This window comes from Exiguobacterium sp. s78 (assembly GCF_018618985.1).
GTDB classification, from domain to species: Bacteria; Bacillota; Bacilli; order Exiguobacteriales; family Exiguobacteriaceae; genus Exiguobacterium_A; species Exiguobacterium_A abrahamii.
Genome location: NZ_JACSNB010000004.1, coordinates 179,769 through 193,912, shown reverse-complemented (window position 1 = coordinate 193,912; position 14,144 = coordinate 179,769). Strand labels below are relative to the sequence as shown.

The 14,144-nt window shown below is 48.5% G+C and carries 13 protein-coding genes; 6 read left to right on the top strand and 7 right to left on the bottom strand.

The genetic code is table 11. The features are described from left to right. Positions 1–8: 8 nt before the first annotated feature. The 3 genes from KNQ18_RS15400 to KNQ18_RS15390 all read right to left on the bottom strand — a co-directional run bounded on the left by KNQ18_RS15400 (position 9) and on the right by KNQ18_RS15390 (position 2,447). A complete protein-coding gene (locus tag KNQ18_RS15400; protein ID WP_023467286.1) occupies positions 9–437 on the bottom strand; it encodes an NUDIX hydrolase in 429 nt (142 codons plus the stop codon). 28 nt (positions 438–465) lie between these two features. Further along, complete coding sequence (locus KNQ18_RS15395; RefSeq protein ID WP_215085350.1) at positions 466–1,377, bottom strand: guanosine-inosine kinase; 912 nt, start codon at positions 1,375–1,377, stop codon at positions 466–468. 176 nt (positions 1,378–1,553) lie between these two features. Continuing rightward, a complete protein-coding gene (locus tag KNQ18_RS15390) occupies positions 1,554–2,447 on the bottom strand; it encodes a 1,4-dihydroxy-2-naphthoate polyprenyltransferase (RefSeq protein ID WP_029340886.1) in 894 nt (297 codons plus the stop codon). Positions 2,448–2,606: 159 nt separating this feature from the next. On the opposite strand from KNQ18_RS15390, the gene KNQ18_RS15385 reads away from it, so the two are divergent. The 6 genes from KNQ18_RS15385 to menC all read left to right on the top strand — a co-directional run bounded on the left by KNQ18_RS15385 (position 2,607) and on the right by menC (position 9,754). Then, positions 2,607–3,992: an isochorismate synthase gene (locus KNQ18_RS15385; RefSeq protein ID WP_050677396.1), complete on the top strand. Its 1,386-nt coding sequence runs from the start codon at positions 2,607–2,609 to the stop codon at positions 3,990–3,992. Then, positions 3,982–5,625 (top strand): 2-succinyl-5-enolpyruvyl-6-hydroxy-3-cyclohexene-1-carboxylic-acid synthase, encoded by a 1,644-nt coding sequence (gene menD, locus KNQ18_RS15380; protein ID WP_215085348.1) that lies wholly within the window; start codon positions 3,982–3,984, stop codon positions 5,623–5,625. Before KNQ18_RS15385 ends, menD begins: the two co-directional genes overlap by 11 nt. After that, positions 5,622–6,398 carry a 2-succinyl-6-hydroxy-2,4-cyclohexadiene-1-carboxylate synthase gene (gene menH, locus KNQ18_RS15375; protein WP_215085346.1) on the top strand — a complete coding sequence of 259 codons (777 nt, stop codon included), beginning with the start codon at positions 5,622–5,624 and terminating at the stop codon, positions 6,396–6,398. The genes menD and menH overlap by 4 nt, the downstream gene beginning before the upstream one ends. Positions 6,399–6,416: 18 nt before the next feature. After that, entirely contained in the window at positions 6,417–7,241 is an 825-nt protein-coding gene (gene menB / locus KNQ18_RS15370) for a 1,4-dihydroxy-2-naphthoyl-CoA synthase (RefSeq protein ID WP_023469886.1), read from the top strand. A 72-nt stretch (positions 7,242–7,313) separates the two neighbouring features. Further along, the gene (menE, locus tag KNQ18_RS15365; protein WP_133208552.1) at positions 7,314–8,687 is read left to right on the top strand and encodes an o-succinylbenzoate--CoA ligase; all 1,374 of its coding nucleotides are present in this window, start codon (positions 7,314–7,316) and stop codon (positions 8,685–8,687) included. Then, the gene (menC, locus tag KNQ18_RS15360) at positions 8,684–9,754 is read left to right on the top strand and encodes an o-succinylbenzoate synthase (protein WP_215085344.1); all 1,071 of its coding nucleotides are present in this window, start codon (positions 8,684–8,686) and stop codon (positions 9,752–9,754) included. The genes menE and menC overlap by 4 nt, the downstream gene beginning before the upstream one ends. Positions 9,755–10,047: 293 nt before the next feature. Here the strand turns inward: menC and map are convergent, their stop codons facing one another. From map to cshA, 4 genes are all read right to left on the bottom strand, one after another. After that, positions 10,048–10,809, bottom strand: a complete 762-nt coding sequence (map, locus tag KNQ18_RS15355) for a type I methionyl aminopeptidase (RefSeq protein WP_023467279.1) — start codon at positions 10,807–10,809, stop codon at positions 10,048–10,050. Positions 10,810–10,822: 13 nt separating this feature from the next. Continuing rightward, the gene (locus KNQ18_RS15350) at positions 10,823–12,013 is read right to left on the bottom strand and encodes an EAL-associated domain-containing protein (protein ID WP_050678230.1); all 1,191 of its coding nucleotides are present in this window, start codon (positions 12,011–12,013) and stop codon (positions 10,823–10,825) included. A gap of 72 nt (positions 12,014–12,085) precedes the next feature. Continuing rightward, complete coding sequence (locus KNQ18_RS15345; protein ID WP_023467277.1) at positions 12,086–12,352, bottom strand: hypothetical protein; 267 nt, start codon at positions 12,350–12,352, stop codon at positions 12,086–12,088. 106 nt (positions 12,353–12,458) lie between these two features. Further along, positions 12,459–14,018, bottom strand: coding sequence for a degradosome RNA helicase CshA (cshA, locus tag KNQ18_RS15340; RefSeq protein ID WP_215085342.1), 1,560 nt, complete (start codon positions 14,016–14,018; stop codon positions 12,459–12,461). Positions 14,019–14,144: the final 126 nt, after the last annotated feature.

The window sequence follows — 14,144 nt, the reverse complement described above, 5'->3', positions numbered from 1 at the left end:
CTAAAACCTCATTCGTTTTCAGAAAGGATCAATTCATAGAATGGTTCTGTCATTTCTGCCAGCTGTTTAGCAAGTGACGGTGGACGAACCGGTAACGAAGGTAGCTCCGAACGCTTGATCCAGACCGGTGTATAACCCGATCCTTCCTCTTCGAATTCTTCACCCGTACCCGTGCCAAACCGACCACCAATTGTTTTCGCCCAAAAATAAGGATTATCAAATCCATTAAAACGGACGATGGCGGCAATACCGGTCAACTCCACGTCGATTCCAAGTTCTTCATGTGCTTCACGAATCGCTGTTTCTTCTAACGATTCTCCATCATCTTTCCCACCGCCTGGAAAGACATAATACGTTTCGTTCAGTTTATCCCGACGAATCAACGCAATTTGATCCTGTTCGTTTCGTAAAATGATTGCACTTCGTTGAATCGGCATGACGCCACCTCCCTTTTATCATTTCTACTTATTGAAGAGCATCCAGCATTTCAGGAACGAGTCCATTCTCTGTCGAAGCGATGACTTCTGCTGCAACCTTCATACCAAGCTTCAATGCCTCTTCTGCTGACTTTTCTTGTGTCAATTCAGACAAGACAGCAGAGAAAAATGAGTCGCCTGCTCCCGTCGAGTCGACGACTTTTACTTTTTTCGTTCCGACATGACCTGATGTCGCTGTACGACGATCAACGTAGACCGCCCCGAGTTCACTCATCGTCACGACCGTGAACGGAGCACCCTTTTTCGCTAGCTCATTTGCTACATGAATCGCATCTTCGACCGTCACGATCGACAGATCAGACAGAATTTCCGCCTCTTCTCGGCTACAAATGAATCCAGTGAACCCTTGTAGCAGATGACGATTTCGTTCGATGACGCTCAAGTGACCACAAACACCAAACAATGGCAACTCCATTTTACGGCATAGATGAATCAAACGTTCTAAAACCGTAACGGATAAATCAAGATCGATCGCAACGGCATCGACCCCATCGAGTGCATAGATTGATTGACGTAAAATCGCCTCTTCGAGCAACTTGGCATCTGGTTGTTTTGAGATCGATGTTTGCAAATCGCCTTCATTATCCATGACAGCTAGCCACATGCCCATTCCATGATCTTCTAACAATTCGACATGATCCACATTCGCACCGTAAGATTTCAGCTCATCGAGCACTCCCACGCCAATCTGATCATTCGTAACCGTCGAGATAAAGCGAACTTCATTCCCGAGGACGGCTAGATTTTGTGCTACGTTGCGTCCTGTTCCTCCATTCGAAAACGTGATGTCTCCTACGTTTTTCGCATCCTTATGCAAAGGAGCGAACGAAGTTCCTTTTATGTCGACGAATACTTTTCCGATTACCGCGATTTTATTCATTTCAGTTCCACCTCTAACCATATTTCCTGATTTCCGACCTTGTTTGATCTTTCAGGCACATTGCTTCAATTATAGTAAAATTTTAAATCAGTGACAACCGAAGTACTTTTTTTCTAACTGTTCGCTATCTTCACGTAAAAAAAAGCAGCAAGCGAATCGCCTGCTGCTCCAAAGAATCAGATATTCGCAATCACGAGACTGATTGCAAGTAATAGTCCGAAAATCGTGTTCACTTTACCGGTCTGTGCCATTCCAGGCATCAGCTTTTCCGGTGGCAAGTCTTCCCAGAAGAGACGGACCGCTTTGATCATGAGCGGAATACTCAATAACGCGAGTAACGCAAACCATGAGACTTCAAATGCGAGTACGGCAATAATGAGAGACAGGACAGCCGCCGCAAAAAATCCGATCAAGACGTACACGGCACGGCGATGTCCGACGAGACAGGCAATCGTTTTTCGTCCGTTGACCTTATCATTATCCAAGTCACGAATGTTATTCGCAAGTAGGATCGAACCAATCAAGATGGCGACTGGTACCGAAATCGCAACGGCTTCTGTCGGAACATAACCAATTTGTAAGTACGCAGAAATCGCGATGATGATATATCCCATGAAAAAGCCTGCAACGACCTCTCCAAATGGTGTATAGGCAATCGGGAGTGGTCCCCCCGTATAGATATATCCGACGAACATCGAAATGAGTCCTACGACAAGTAACCACCACGATGTCTCGATGCACAGATACACACCGAGTAATGCCGAAATGCCGTACAATGTAAGTGCGAACGCTAGAATCGTCCCCGGCTTGAATCCGTCACGAACGATCGATCCACCGATTCCGACCGACTCCTCCGTATCTAAACCACGTTTGTAATCGTAGTATTCATTGAACAGATTCGTTGCGATTTGAATCAGCATCGATGCGATCAACATCGCCACGAACAAATCCAAGCGTATCGATTCCACGCGTGGTGCGACAACTGCCGTACCGACGACGACCGGAACAAAACTTGCTGTTAACGTATGCGGTCGTGTCATTCGCCAATAGACAGCGATTGATTTATTCATATAATAACCCCTTTCCTGTCTAAGTGTATCGGGTTTCGTTTTTTGCTGTCAATGTTCAATCCGAGATAGCTTATTCCTTCTTTTTTGTCCGCAAAAAGTTTACACTTAGATTAAGTGAAACATATCACAGTATCTATAGACTAGGGGGCAATGAGCGGTATGGCTTACGCTCAACAAGAGCTAAAACAGTGTATCGAACAGGCCGTCAGTCAGGCGAACGCCTCACAACGACCTATACTCGCTTCGTATTCATGGGAAATCGAAGCAACTGACATGCGTTCCCTCGAACAGGGTATCGAGGAACGATTTTATTTCGCGACACCTGATCGCTCGATGCGGGCCATCGGGTTTGGCATCGTACAACAACTTCAGGCTTCAGGAACGGATCGTTTTTTACGGATTCAATCGCAATGGACAAACTTGAATCGCGATCATGTCGGTCATGATTTATTTGCGTTCAGCGGATTTTCGTTTACCGAACTCAAACAACCGGATTATCGCTGGTCTTCCTTCGGAGATGCCTCGATGACGATTCCGAAGTTTTTATTTCTAGAACAAGATGGCAAGACACGTGTGACGATTTTTGCCCGCGTCGAGCCAATGGATCAAGTCGATTCAATCTTAAATGAACTCGCACTCGATTTCGCCAAAGTCAATCAACCGCAATCATCGACTTCCGCAGGCGTCACGCGCTTACGACTATCGCGGGATGGAAATGAAGCCTTTGAAGCTTCGTTCCATCAAGCTATGCACTACTTGGAGACGACACTTGAAAAAATCGTCCTGGCGCGCGAAGTCGTCTATGAACTGGATCGTCCACTCGATATAGCCGCTGTCGTCGCTGAACTCGAAGATACGCAGCCCGGCAGCTACGTCTTCTGTTTCCAACCGAATCCAGAAGAAGCCTTCATCGGCGCCACACCGGAACGACTCGTCTTAAAACGTGGACGTCGTCTTGAAACAGCAGCCGTCGCTGGTTCTGCACCACGCCACGCGACGGATGAGATGGACGAAGCACTTGGTCAATCGTTATTACAAGATCAAAAGAATCGGGTGGAGCACGGAATCGTCGCGGATTCGATCGAACGGACATTATCTGTATTTTCAGAGGAACTGGATTGTCCGGATACGCCGATTCTCTTGAAGAATCGCCATATCCAACATCTTTATACACCGATCACAGCTCATTTAAAAGAAGATGTGACGTTATTCCAATTGATCGAAAAACTGCATCCGACACCTGCGCTTGGGGGCGAACCAAAGCAGTTAGCAGTCGATGCCATCCAAGAAATTGAGACGTTTGAACGAGGATGGTATGGTTCACCTGTTGGTTGGATGAACGGACAGGATGACGGGGAATTCATCGTTGCCATTCGATCTGGATTGTTTACAGAACGGGCGGTCATTCTTTATGCCGGTTGCGGTCTCGTCGAAGGCTCTCATCTCGATAGTGAACTGGCAGAGACGGAAACTAAACTATCACCGATGTTACAAGCACTTGGACACGTCGGTTCGATTGAAAAGGATGATATTTATGTTGACTAAGTGGATGCACACGTTAATCGATACGCTCGTCGCTTCTGGTGTCCGGGACTTCGTCATCAGTCCCGGTTCCCGTTCGACACCACTTGCTATTGCTGCTTTTCTGCATCCTTCTAGCCGTACCCACGTCCTTGTTGACGAACGGTCGGCTAGTTTTTTTGCTTTAGGTCTAACACGGACGGAAGAACGTGTTCGTCCCGTTGCGTTGATTTGTACAAGCGGTACCGCTGCGACGAACTATTATTCAGCAGTGACCGAAGCGAATATTTTTGAACTTCCGTTGATCGTCTTGACCGCCGATCGACCACATGAATTACGGAATGTCGGTGCGCCACAAGCCATTGATCAGGTCGGTCTGTACGGGAAGCAGGTTCGGCATGCGTTTGATCTTCCGTTAGCAGAAGAAGCGAGCCTTCCTTACGTCGCTCATGTCGCACAACGTGCAACCCTACTCTCTCTGACGGAACCAGCAGGCCCGGTTCAAATCAATGTTCCGTTACGTGAACCCCTCGTGCCGGAACTCGATCTCTTACGGACAGGACGCCCGGTCGGTGTTTTACCTGAACCGACACCGGGAGTAAACAACGCTTTAGCGACCGCACTGCAAGAAGAGCGTCTTCTTTTTGTACTTGGACCACAACTCACTGCGGTGGACAGTCAGGTTGTCATCTCGTATGCGAAACAAGCAGGGATTCCGGTGTTAGCGGATCCACTCAGTCAAGGACGACAATCGCATGATGCTCACGTTTTTGCCTATTACGATACATGGCTCAAACATCCAGCTACCGCACAGCACGTCCGACCAGATCGAATCATTCGTTTCGGTGCCATGCCGACGTCAAAACCTTATCTGCTTTGGTCTCGGGATATTCCGACGACGGTCGTCGGTCATCCAGGAAACTGGCGCGATCCACAGCTTCATTCGGATTTCGTGATTGGTCACGCGCGACAACTCGCGCATCATGAATCTGTTCCGCACGACCCTAAGTACCTCGAACTGTTGCAACAGGCGGAGCGACGCGTCGCCGATGCTTTTGCGACAATTGATCAAGAAGAAATGACAGAGTATAACGTCGTCCGTGCGTTGACGACGTTACAAGACGGAAGTCTATTCGTTTCGAACAGTATGCCGATTCGGGACGTCGATACGTTCCTGCCGACAGGAACACCCCTTCGTCTACTCGCGAACCGAGGTGCGAACGGGATCGACGGGATTCTTTCCAGTGCGCTCGGAGCAACGTTTGATGCCACACATCGCTACTTACTCGTCGGCGACTTGGCGTTCATTCACGATATCAATGGGCTGATGACAGCACGCACACTTCCGTTAACGATCATTCTCGTCAACAATGCGGGTGGCGGCATCTTTAGCTTTTTACCACAGCAACAACTCGATCAAGATGTTTTCGAACCACTCTTCGGTACACCGCAGCATCTCGACTTCGCTTCCCTCGCTTCCGGATACGGCGTAACCTATCAGGCGATTGATTCAATCGCCGCGTTACGTCAAGCACTTGCGGAAGAGACGAACGTCACTCGGATTCTTGAAGTCAAGACGACACGAACAGAAAACGTACAGATGCACCGTTCGATCTGGGACGTGACAAATCAAGCGTTAGCCGAGATGTTCCAATGATTTTGCGTGGGCATACGTATCATGTGAAAATCGAGGGATCTGGTCCACCGCTCCTATTGCTTCATGGTTTTACAGGCTCCCTCTCGACGTGGGACATGCTAAGTGAGCATCTATCGCCTCACTTCACCGTCTATCGCCTCGATTTGATGGGACATGGAAAAACGACACCGGCGTCTGAGCAACGAATGCGTTTAACGCAACAGGTCAAGGATCTCGAGGCACTGCTCGCTATGCGATCCGAGCAATGGATTGTCCTCGGATATTCGATGGGGGGACGAATTGCTTTAATGCTGAGCGTCGTCTCTGAGCAAATCGCTCGGACGATCGCTGTTAGTACGACACCAGGTATCCAGACGGCAATGGAGCGAAAAGTACGTCGTACATCCGATCGGATGTTAGCGGAGCGACTTGAAAAAGACGGACTCGAAGCTTTCATCAATCACTGGGAGACACTTGGGCTATTTAAACCCCAAGCCCTTCTCCCAGAATCGCAACGTACGCGACTGCGTCAGGAGCGCCTGTCCCAAACGGTGGAAGGTCTGAGTGCTTCGTTACGTGCACAAGGTACAGGGAGCATGCCATCCCTTTGGTCATGTCTTCCGAAAGAGATTGATTGGATCGTCGGGGAAGAGGATGAAAAATTCCGTGCCATCGCTTTGCGCGCGGCATCACCTGAAAAAATTCACGTGATTTTGCATGCTTCGCACGCCCCACATATCGACCAACCGCAAAAGTTTGTTACAATGGTAGAGAATCTACTTATTCATCACTAACATATTGGGGGAATTCACATGAAATATGCTCCGGAATGGGTATCAGCCCGCAGCTATGAAGACATCAAATATGAACAATGGAACGGGATCGCGAAAATCACGATCAACCGTCCTGAAGTTCGCAATGCGTTCCGACCACACACGGTCCACGAACTCATCGACGCATTTTCACGTGCACGTGACGATCAAAATGTCGGCGTCATCATCTTAACAGGTGAAGGCGATCTCGCATTCTGTTCTGGCGGAGATCAAAAGGTACGCGGACATGGTGGATATGTCGGTGACGACGAAATTCCACGCTTGAACGTTCTTGATCTTCAACGTTTGATTCGTGTCATCCCAAAACCAGTTATCGCTATGGTCGCAGGTTATGCGATTGGCGGCGGACACGTCCTTCACCTCGTGTGTGACTTGACGATCGCTGCAGACAACGCCCGCTTCGGACAAACTGGTCCAAAAGTTGGTTCATTCGATGCTGGATATGGCTCTGGTTACCTCGCACGCGTTGTTGGACACAAGAAAGCGCGTGAAATCTGGTACCTCTGCCGTCAATATGACGCACAGCAAGCACTTGATATGGGACTCGTCAACACGGTCGTTCCACTCGCAGATCTCGAGCAAGAAACGATTCAATGGTGTGCTGAAATCCTTCAACATTCGCCAACGGCTCTTCGTTTCCTCAAAGCGGCATTCAATGCTGATTCAGATGGTCTTGCAGGGATTCAGCAACTCGCAGGAGATGCAACATTGCTGTACTACACAACGGACGAAGCAAAAGAAGGACGCGATGCGTTCAAAGAAAAACGTAATCCGGACTTCGGACAGTTCCCGCGTTTCCCATAATGAAAAAAAGGTTCAATCGTCTTACGACATTGAACCTTTTTCGTATATTCATCTCAAAAGGAAGTGACTATTTTGTATCCTTGGATCTATACACGGGCAAAAGAACAGCCGGATGACATCGCGCTCATTACGGAAACGGAGCGTTGGTCGTGGTCTGAACTATATACACGCGCACATCGCTTAGCAAGTACTTGGGCGACGATCGTGACACGCGGAGACCGGATCGCCCTTTACGGTCCATCGAGTGCACAGTATATCGTCGCTCTTCACGCTGCTCAGTTGCTCGAACTGACCGTCGTCCCGATCAACACACGTTTGACGCAGACAGAAGTGTTGCGTCAATTCAAACAGGCAGATGTACGGCTCATCGTGACGGACCGGGCACTTGATACAGCGATTCCGTGCCGTACTTTCTCTTATGAAAAAGAAGCGCCTGACCTGTTAATACGCCATATGCCAAAACAATACGTCCAATCGATGCTCTTTACGAGTGGTACGACCGGACATCCGAAAGCCGTCGAACAAACCATGTTGAATCATTTCTCGAGTGCAACGAACGCCGCGCGTCATATTGGATCACTGCCAGAGGATCGTTTTTTGATCGTCACGCCGCTGTTCCACATGAGTGGGTTAGCTGTCGTCTACCGGGCGGTCATCTATGGAGTACCAATCATTCTCGAGCCACATTTTTCACCAGAACGCGCCCTGCACTGGATTACGACAGAAAAGATCACCCATGTCTCACTCGTCTCGGTCATGCTTGATCGGTTACTCGAAGCCGGACTACGTCGCCACGCGCTTCGCGTCGTACTGACAGGAGGCGGTCCTGTTCCATTACCGATTCTGACGCGTGCCCTTGATCGTAATATCCCGGTCATGCAGACATACGGGATGACGGAAACAGCTTCTCAAATCGCGACTCTTTTGCCAGAGGATGCCTTACGAAAGATTGGATCGGCCGGACAAGCGATTCATCCGACGCAAATCCGCATTACGCGTCACCAAGAGATCGAAGTCAAAGGCCCGACGATCATGAAAGGCTATTTTCATGATGAAGAGAAAACGGCAGACGCCTTTACGGCAGACGGATTTTTCAAGACTGGTGACTTAGGACGTATGGACGCCGATGGATACCTCTATGTCCTCGATCGTCGAAGCGACCTCATCATCTCAGGTGGGGAAAACATTTATCCGGCTGAAGTCGAATCAGCACTTCTCTCGATTGATGGGATTCAAGAAGCAGGTGTCGTCGGACGATTTGATGCTAAATGGGGACAGGTTCCGGTCGCCTTCATCGTCAGTAGACTCGATGAAGCCACCGTCCGAACGGAAATCAGTCAATTGCTCGCTAAATATAAATGTCCGGTTGATTATATCTATCATAGCGCGCTGCCACGCAATGCGAACGGTAAACTATTGCGGAAGCAACTGAAGGAGTCATTATGAGCATCACGCTTCGTTCCGCCGAACTATTCGATGTTCCACTCGTCTTTCGTCGTCCGATGCAAACTGCCCTCTCGACGCTGACGGTACGCCAGACGACGATTTTGCGCCTGATCGATTCGGAAGGACGAATGGGTTACGGGGAAGGAGTCGCGTTTGATACACCGTGGTATACATCGGAAACACAACACTCCCTCAAAGGAATTGCTCCGCTGCTATATCGGTTACTTGAACAACCGCTTCATCATCCAGCAGACGTTACGGATCGCTTCCGCATCGTGCAAGGTAATCCGATGGCAAAAGCGATGTTTGAAGGAGCGATTTATGAATTATTCGCAGCAGCTGCCGGTCAATCACTTGCCACGTATCTCGGAGGTGATGAATCATCCCCCGTACCTTGTGGGAAAGCACTCGGACGGGCTTCCGCAGCACAGACCGTCGAAGCCGTCGGACAAGCGATCGCCTCCGGGTATGGACGGATCAAGCTGAAGCTCGCTCCGACGGATACCGTCGTTCTTGAGCAGGTGCGTGCTACTTTTCCTGATGCTCCCTTGATGTTTGACGCCAACGGTAGCTTCACTGAAGCAGACTTTCCTCTATTACAACATTGGGATTCATTCGGTCTCGTTATGATGGAACAGCCGCTCGTAGCGTCGGATTGGTCCGGACATCAACGTCTCGCTAGCCTCTTACAGACACCGATTTGTCTCGATGAATCCATCGCCGCTCCAGCGGATGCTGATTTGATGAAGACCCTTCACGCCGGTCAGATTCTGAACATCAAGCCGGCACGCGTTGGTGGACTGACGAATGCCTTATCCCTTCGAACAAAAGCGCCTTACTGGCTCGGTGGGATGTTCGAGAGCGGTATCGGTCGTCGTCAGACCCTTGCTTTTGCAACACTTCCTGGACTTGCTTATCCGATCGATATGGCAAGTACTGCCGATTATTTCGAAGAAGATTTGCTTGAGACCCCGTATCATGTCGAACACGGACACATTCGTTATTCCGCTCCAGCCGTATCCGAATCACAGTTAAACAAATTGGCAACGTCCCGGATATCCTTATAATAGGAGCACTACGACGAAAAAGGAGGCTGACTCAAAAAAGAATGACGCGTCTTTTCACGCCCTTTCCTCAGTCGAGACACAAGCCAGCTTTCCTGCCTTATTCAAGCAGGAAAGCGGGTCTTGTTTGTCTCTGACAGCGCAAAGATGCGCTTTTTCTTGTAGGAGTTGCGTGAAACGCGTCATTCTTTTTGTTATGAAATAAGGGTGGCAGATTATCATTCTGCCACCCTTACCTTTGTGGAAACTGACTTTTGAGTCAGCCCCCTTCTCGTGTTTTACTATATGAGCTTTTCTTAGAACGATTCTTTGCCTTCGACTTTCGTCAAAATCTCATACCCGTCCTTCAAGACGACGACCGTGTGCTCGAATTGTGAGACGAGGCTCCGGTTCGGTGTGTATAACGTCCAACCGTCCCGCTCATCTTCGATACAGAACTCATCTCCTGTTGAAATGAACGTCTCGACAGCGATGACTTGCCCTTCCTTCAACAAATCGTTTTCTTCACGATTGAAGTAGTTCGAAATGGATTCCGGCTCACCATGAAGTGTCTTACCGAGACCATGTCCCGCTAAGTTACGGATAACCGTGAAACCACTCTTACGCGTTTCGGCATAGATCGCTTTTCCGATCTGGTTGACCTTCGTTCCGGCTTTGACCTTCTCGAGTCCTTTCTCAAGCGCCGTCAATGATACTTCAACGAGTCGGACATCTTCCGGACGTTTTGCTTCTCCTGCGATGACCGTCTTCCCAGTGTCTGAGTAGTAGCCGTTCTTCACAGCCGAGACATCGACATTGACGATATCGCCTTCTTGAATGACGTACTTCCCTGGGATACCGTGTGCTGCGATATCGTTGACACTAATACATGTCGCTCCTGGGAAATCGTACATGACGATTGGAGCAGATTCTGCTCCCTGTTCCTTCAGGATGCGTGCTCCGATGTCATCGAGTTCCTTCGTCGTGATTCCCGGTTTGACGGCATCCGCCATCTCATCGCGTGCCATGGCGACGATTCGTCCAATTTCTCGTAATGCCTCGTAATCATAATCTAACACTTTCATTTCCTCCTCATTCACTCAATCGTTCTTGATATAGATAATCTGCAGAAATATCCGCAAATAAGAACATCCCATTACTGAGCGGCATACTAAATGTCCGCGTTTGTTCACTCGAGCTGAAGTCGACATACCGTTCGGACAAATATCCGCTATGTCGTCGCTCCATCGCTACCGTCGTCCGGATGAAGTAAGGACGGAAACTCCAGTTGTATCCTTTGTAGAAAGAATACAGTTTCCACTCCCCACTCTTTTTACTGACGTTTGAAGACTGTTGGAATCCATTCGCATCCGTGATATAAAACCGGATGAATTCCGGCTCCATCTTCCGGGCGAGCGTCAGCAACCATTGATCGAGATCTTGCTCCGGCTTTAAGGATTGACAATCTTCCTTAAACCGAACCGTCCAGTCTTGCTCTAGCTGAAATAGGCGATTCATCTGCTCGCGATCATATTTATAGAACATCGGAACTTCATGGATCAACACTTCCATACCAGGACAGGTCATGACCCATTCAGGTGATGCTTCTCCAAGTAGATTCCCCATGTAGTAACGTCCTCCGTGCTGCCACGCATACCGAAGTTGACCGAGATGACTGATATTCTTATACAAAAGTGGCGCTCCAAGCTGGTCGCAAAGATGCTCCATCGTCTGTAAGAGATGTGGATACGACGCTGAGACGGTCTTTTTTTCAATCATGGAGGATAAATCGACGATCAACATATCCGGCGACATCGAAAAGACACGTTCAAGACTCGTTGCTTCCGCACGGTCCAGCGCTACCTTCAGTCCAGAGTTCTGGTAATACGCGACGATCCGACCCAGACGGTCAAAATCATCGACTTGGACATCCGTCAAAGTAACGTACATCCGCTCTTTTGGAAACGACGAGTCGACCGTCCGTAAGACATGCAAGAAGTCCTCCCCACCGTTTTCAAACAGCCAAGCTGGACGACAACGGATCAGAATAAACGCTTGTGCATCGGAGGGTACTTTTTGGAATGCTTGACGGACGACATGCCCCATGACTTCGAGTTGATACTCGATTGGAACATCGTCTTCCTGAAAAAATGGTTTTAACGGTTCTCCACGAAAATGGGACTGGATTTCATACCCTTCCACCTTAAAAGGGGCAGCGCCTACGATCGGTTGAAACCATGCCTCTATCTCTTCGGGATGAACGATGACATCTAATGCATCCATTCTATTCCCCCCTTGTACTCTTGTTCTATCTTAACAAAAAAAGAGCCTCTCTGTAACGAGAGAGCCCCTGTTTTACGATAACGTCGTATCTTTCCGCAATGCGATATACAAGTACACACCGAATGTCGCCGTCAAGTAGATGATACTCAGGACACCGTATTGGATTCCGACGGCTCCTCCCTTACCGATGGCTAGCACAAGAAAGATGATGCCGCCAAATAATAAGGTCGCCAACGGAATATAACGAAAATGTCCTTTTGTCGTCCGCTCACAAATCTTTTTCGTCGCGACGATCAGTGCAACGAGACAGACGGATGCTGCTACATAAATGGTATACACGAATGATTCAGCCCTCTCCCTATCGTTCATGGCTCATTTTATCATGACCGCTCAGATAAATCATAAAAAAGAACCGACTTGTCTGTGACAAATCGGTTCGAATCGTTTACTTTTCAAAACGTGGTTTACGTCCACCACGGTTACGATCGCTTTCGCTACGGTTGCTACGTCCAGCATAACCGCCTTCACGACGATCTGATGAAGAAGATGAACGACCACCTTCACGACGCTCGCCACCGCGTGGGTTGTTTCCACGGTATCCGCCACTGCGGTTGCCGCTTCCACTTCCACCTTTGTTTCCGTAAGGACGACGGTTTCCACCACCGTTGCTACCGAAACGTTTCACGCGGATTGGTTCGATTGAAGAGATTTGGACTGGTGTTGCATCCGGCTCTTTCGTCAATCCTTTAAGTGCTGCTGAAAGAAGTTCCACTGCTTCGTACTCTTCTAAGAGTTCTTGTGCAAGTGTCGTATATTCTTGTGAATTTTTTGCTTCAACGCGTTTGATGAGTTCTTGTGCAGCAAGCTTCAAGTTGCCTTCTAAGATCTCGTCAAGTGTTGGTGCATGACGACGTGACATTTTTTTGTTCGTGACACGTTCGATTGTTTTGATTTGACCGAATTCACGTGGTGTAACGAATGTGACAGCCGATCCTGTTTTACCAGCACGACCCGTACGACCGATCCGGTGAACATAGCTCTCTGGATCTTGTGGGACGTCGAAGTTGTAGACGTGTGTGACACCAGAGATGTCAAGACCACGTGCTGCAACGTCTGTCGCGACGAGGATATCAATCGTTCCTTTTTTGAAACGACGGATGACTTGGTCACGTTTTGCTTGTGTTAAGTCACCGTGTAAACCGTCAGCTGTGTATCCACGTTGGATCAAGCCTTCAGTCATTTCGTCAACACGTTTTTTCGTACGACCGAAGATGATTGAGAGTTCCGGAGAATCCGTGTCGATCAAACGGCAAAGAACGTCGAATTTTTGGCTTTCTTTCAATTCGATGAATGACTGGTCGATGTTTTCAACTGTCATTTCTTTTGCTTTGACTTTGATGTGTGTCGGAGTCGTCATGAAACGATCTGCGATTTTACGAATTTGTGGTGGCATCGTTGCTGAGAATAAGAGTGTTTGACGTGTTTCAGGAAGTGCACCGAGGATTTTCTCGATGTCTTCGACGAATCCCATGTTCAACATCTCATCTGCTTCGTCAAGGATGACCGTTTGAACGTGATCGAGGTTCAACGTCTTACGGTTCATGTGGTCCATCAAACGTCCTGGTGTCGCAACGACGATTTGTGGATTTTTGCGAAGTGCGCGGATTTGACGATCGATTTGCTGACCGCCGTAAACAGGAAGTGCATGAACGCGTTTTACTTCACCGATCCGGTTCAATTCTTCTGCTACTTGGATTGCGAGCTCACGTGTTGGTGCAAGAATCAACGCTTGGATGTTGCGTGATTTTGCGTCAAGACGCTCGATTGTTGGGATACCGAATGCTGCAGTTTTACCAGTACCTGTTTGTGCTTGACCAATTAAGTCAACGCCGCTGAGTCCGACTGGAATTGTTTCTGCTTGGATTGGTGTTGCTTCTTCGAAGCCCATTTTTAGGACACCTTTGATAAGTGCCTCACTAAGATTTAATTCACGAAATGTTGTCAATGCTAAATACTCTCCTTTGTCATATGAAAAGCGTCTGCCACTAAACAGACGCTACCGTAACGAATACAATCGACTACCTATTATAACAGAATCTATCACATAAAGATAGAGTGGTTTCTCTTATAA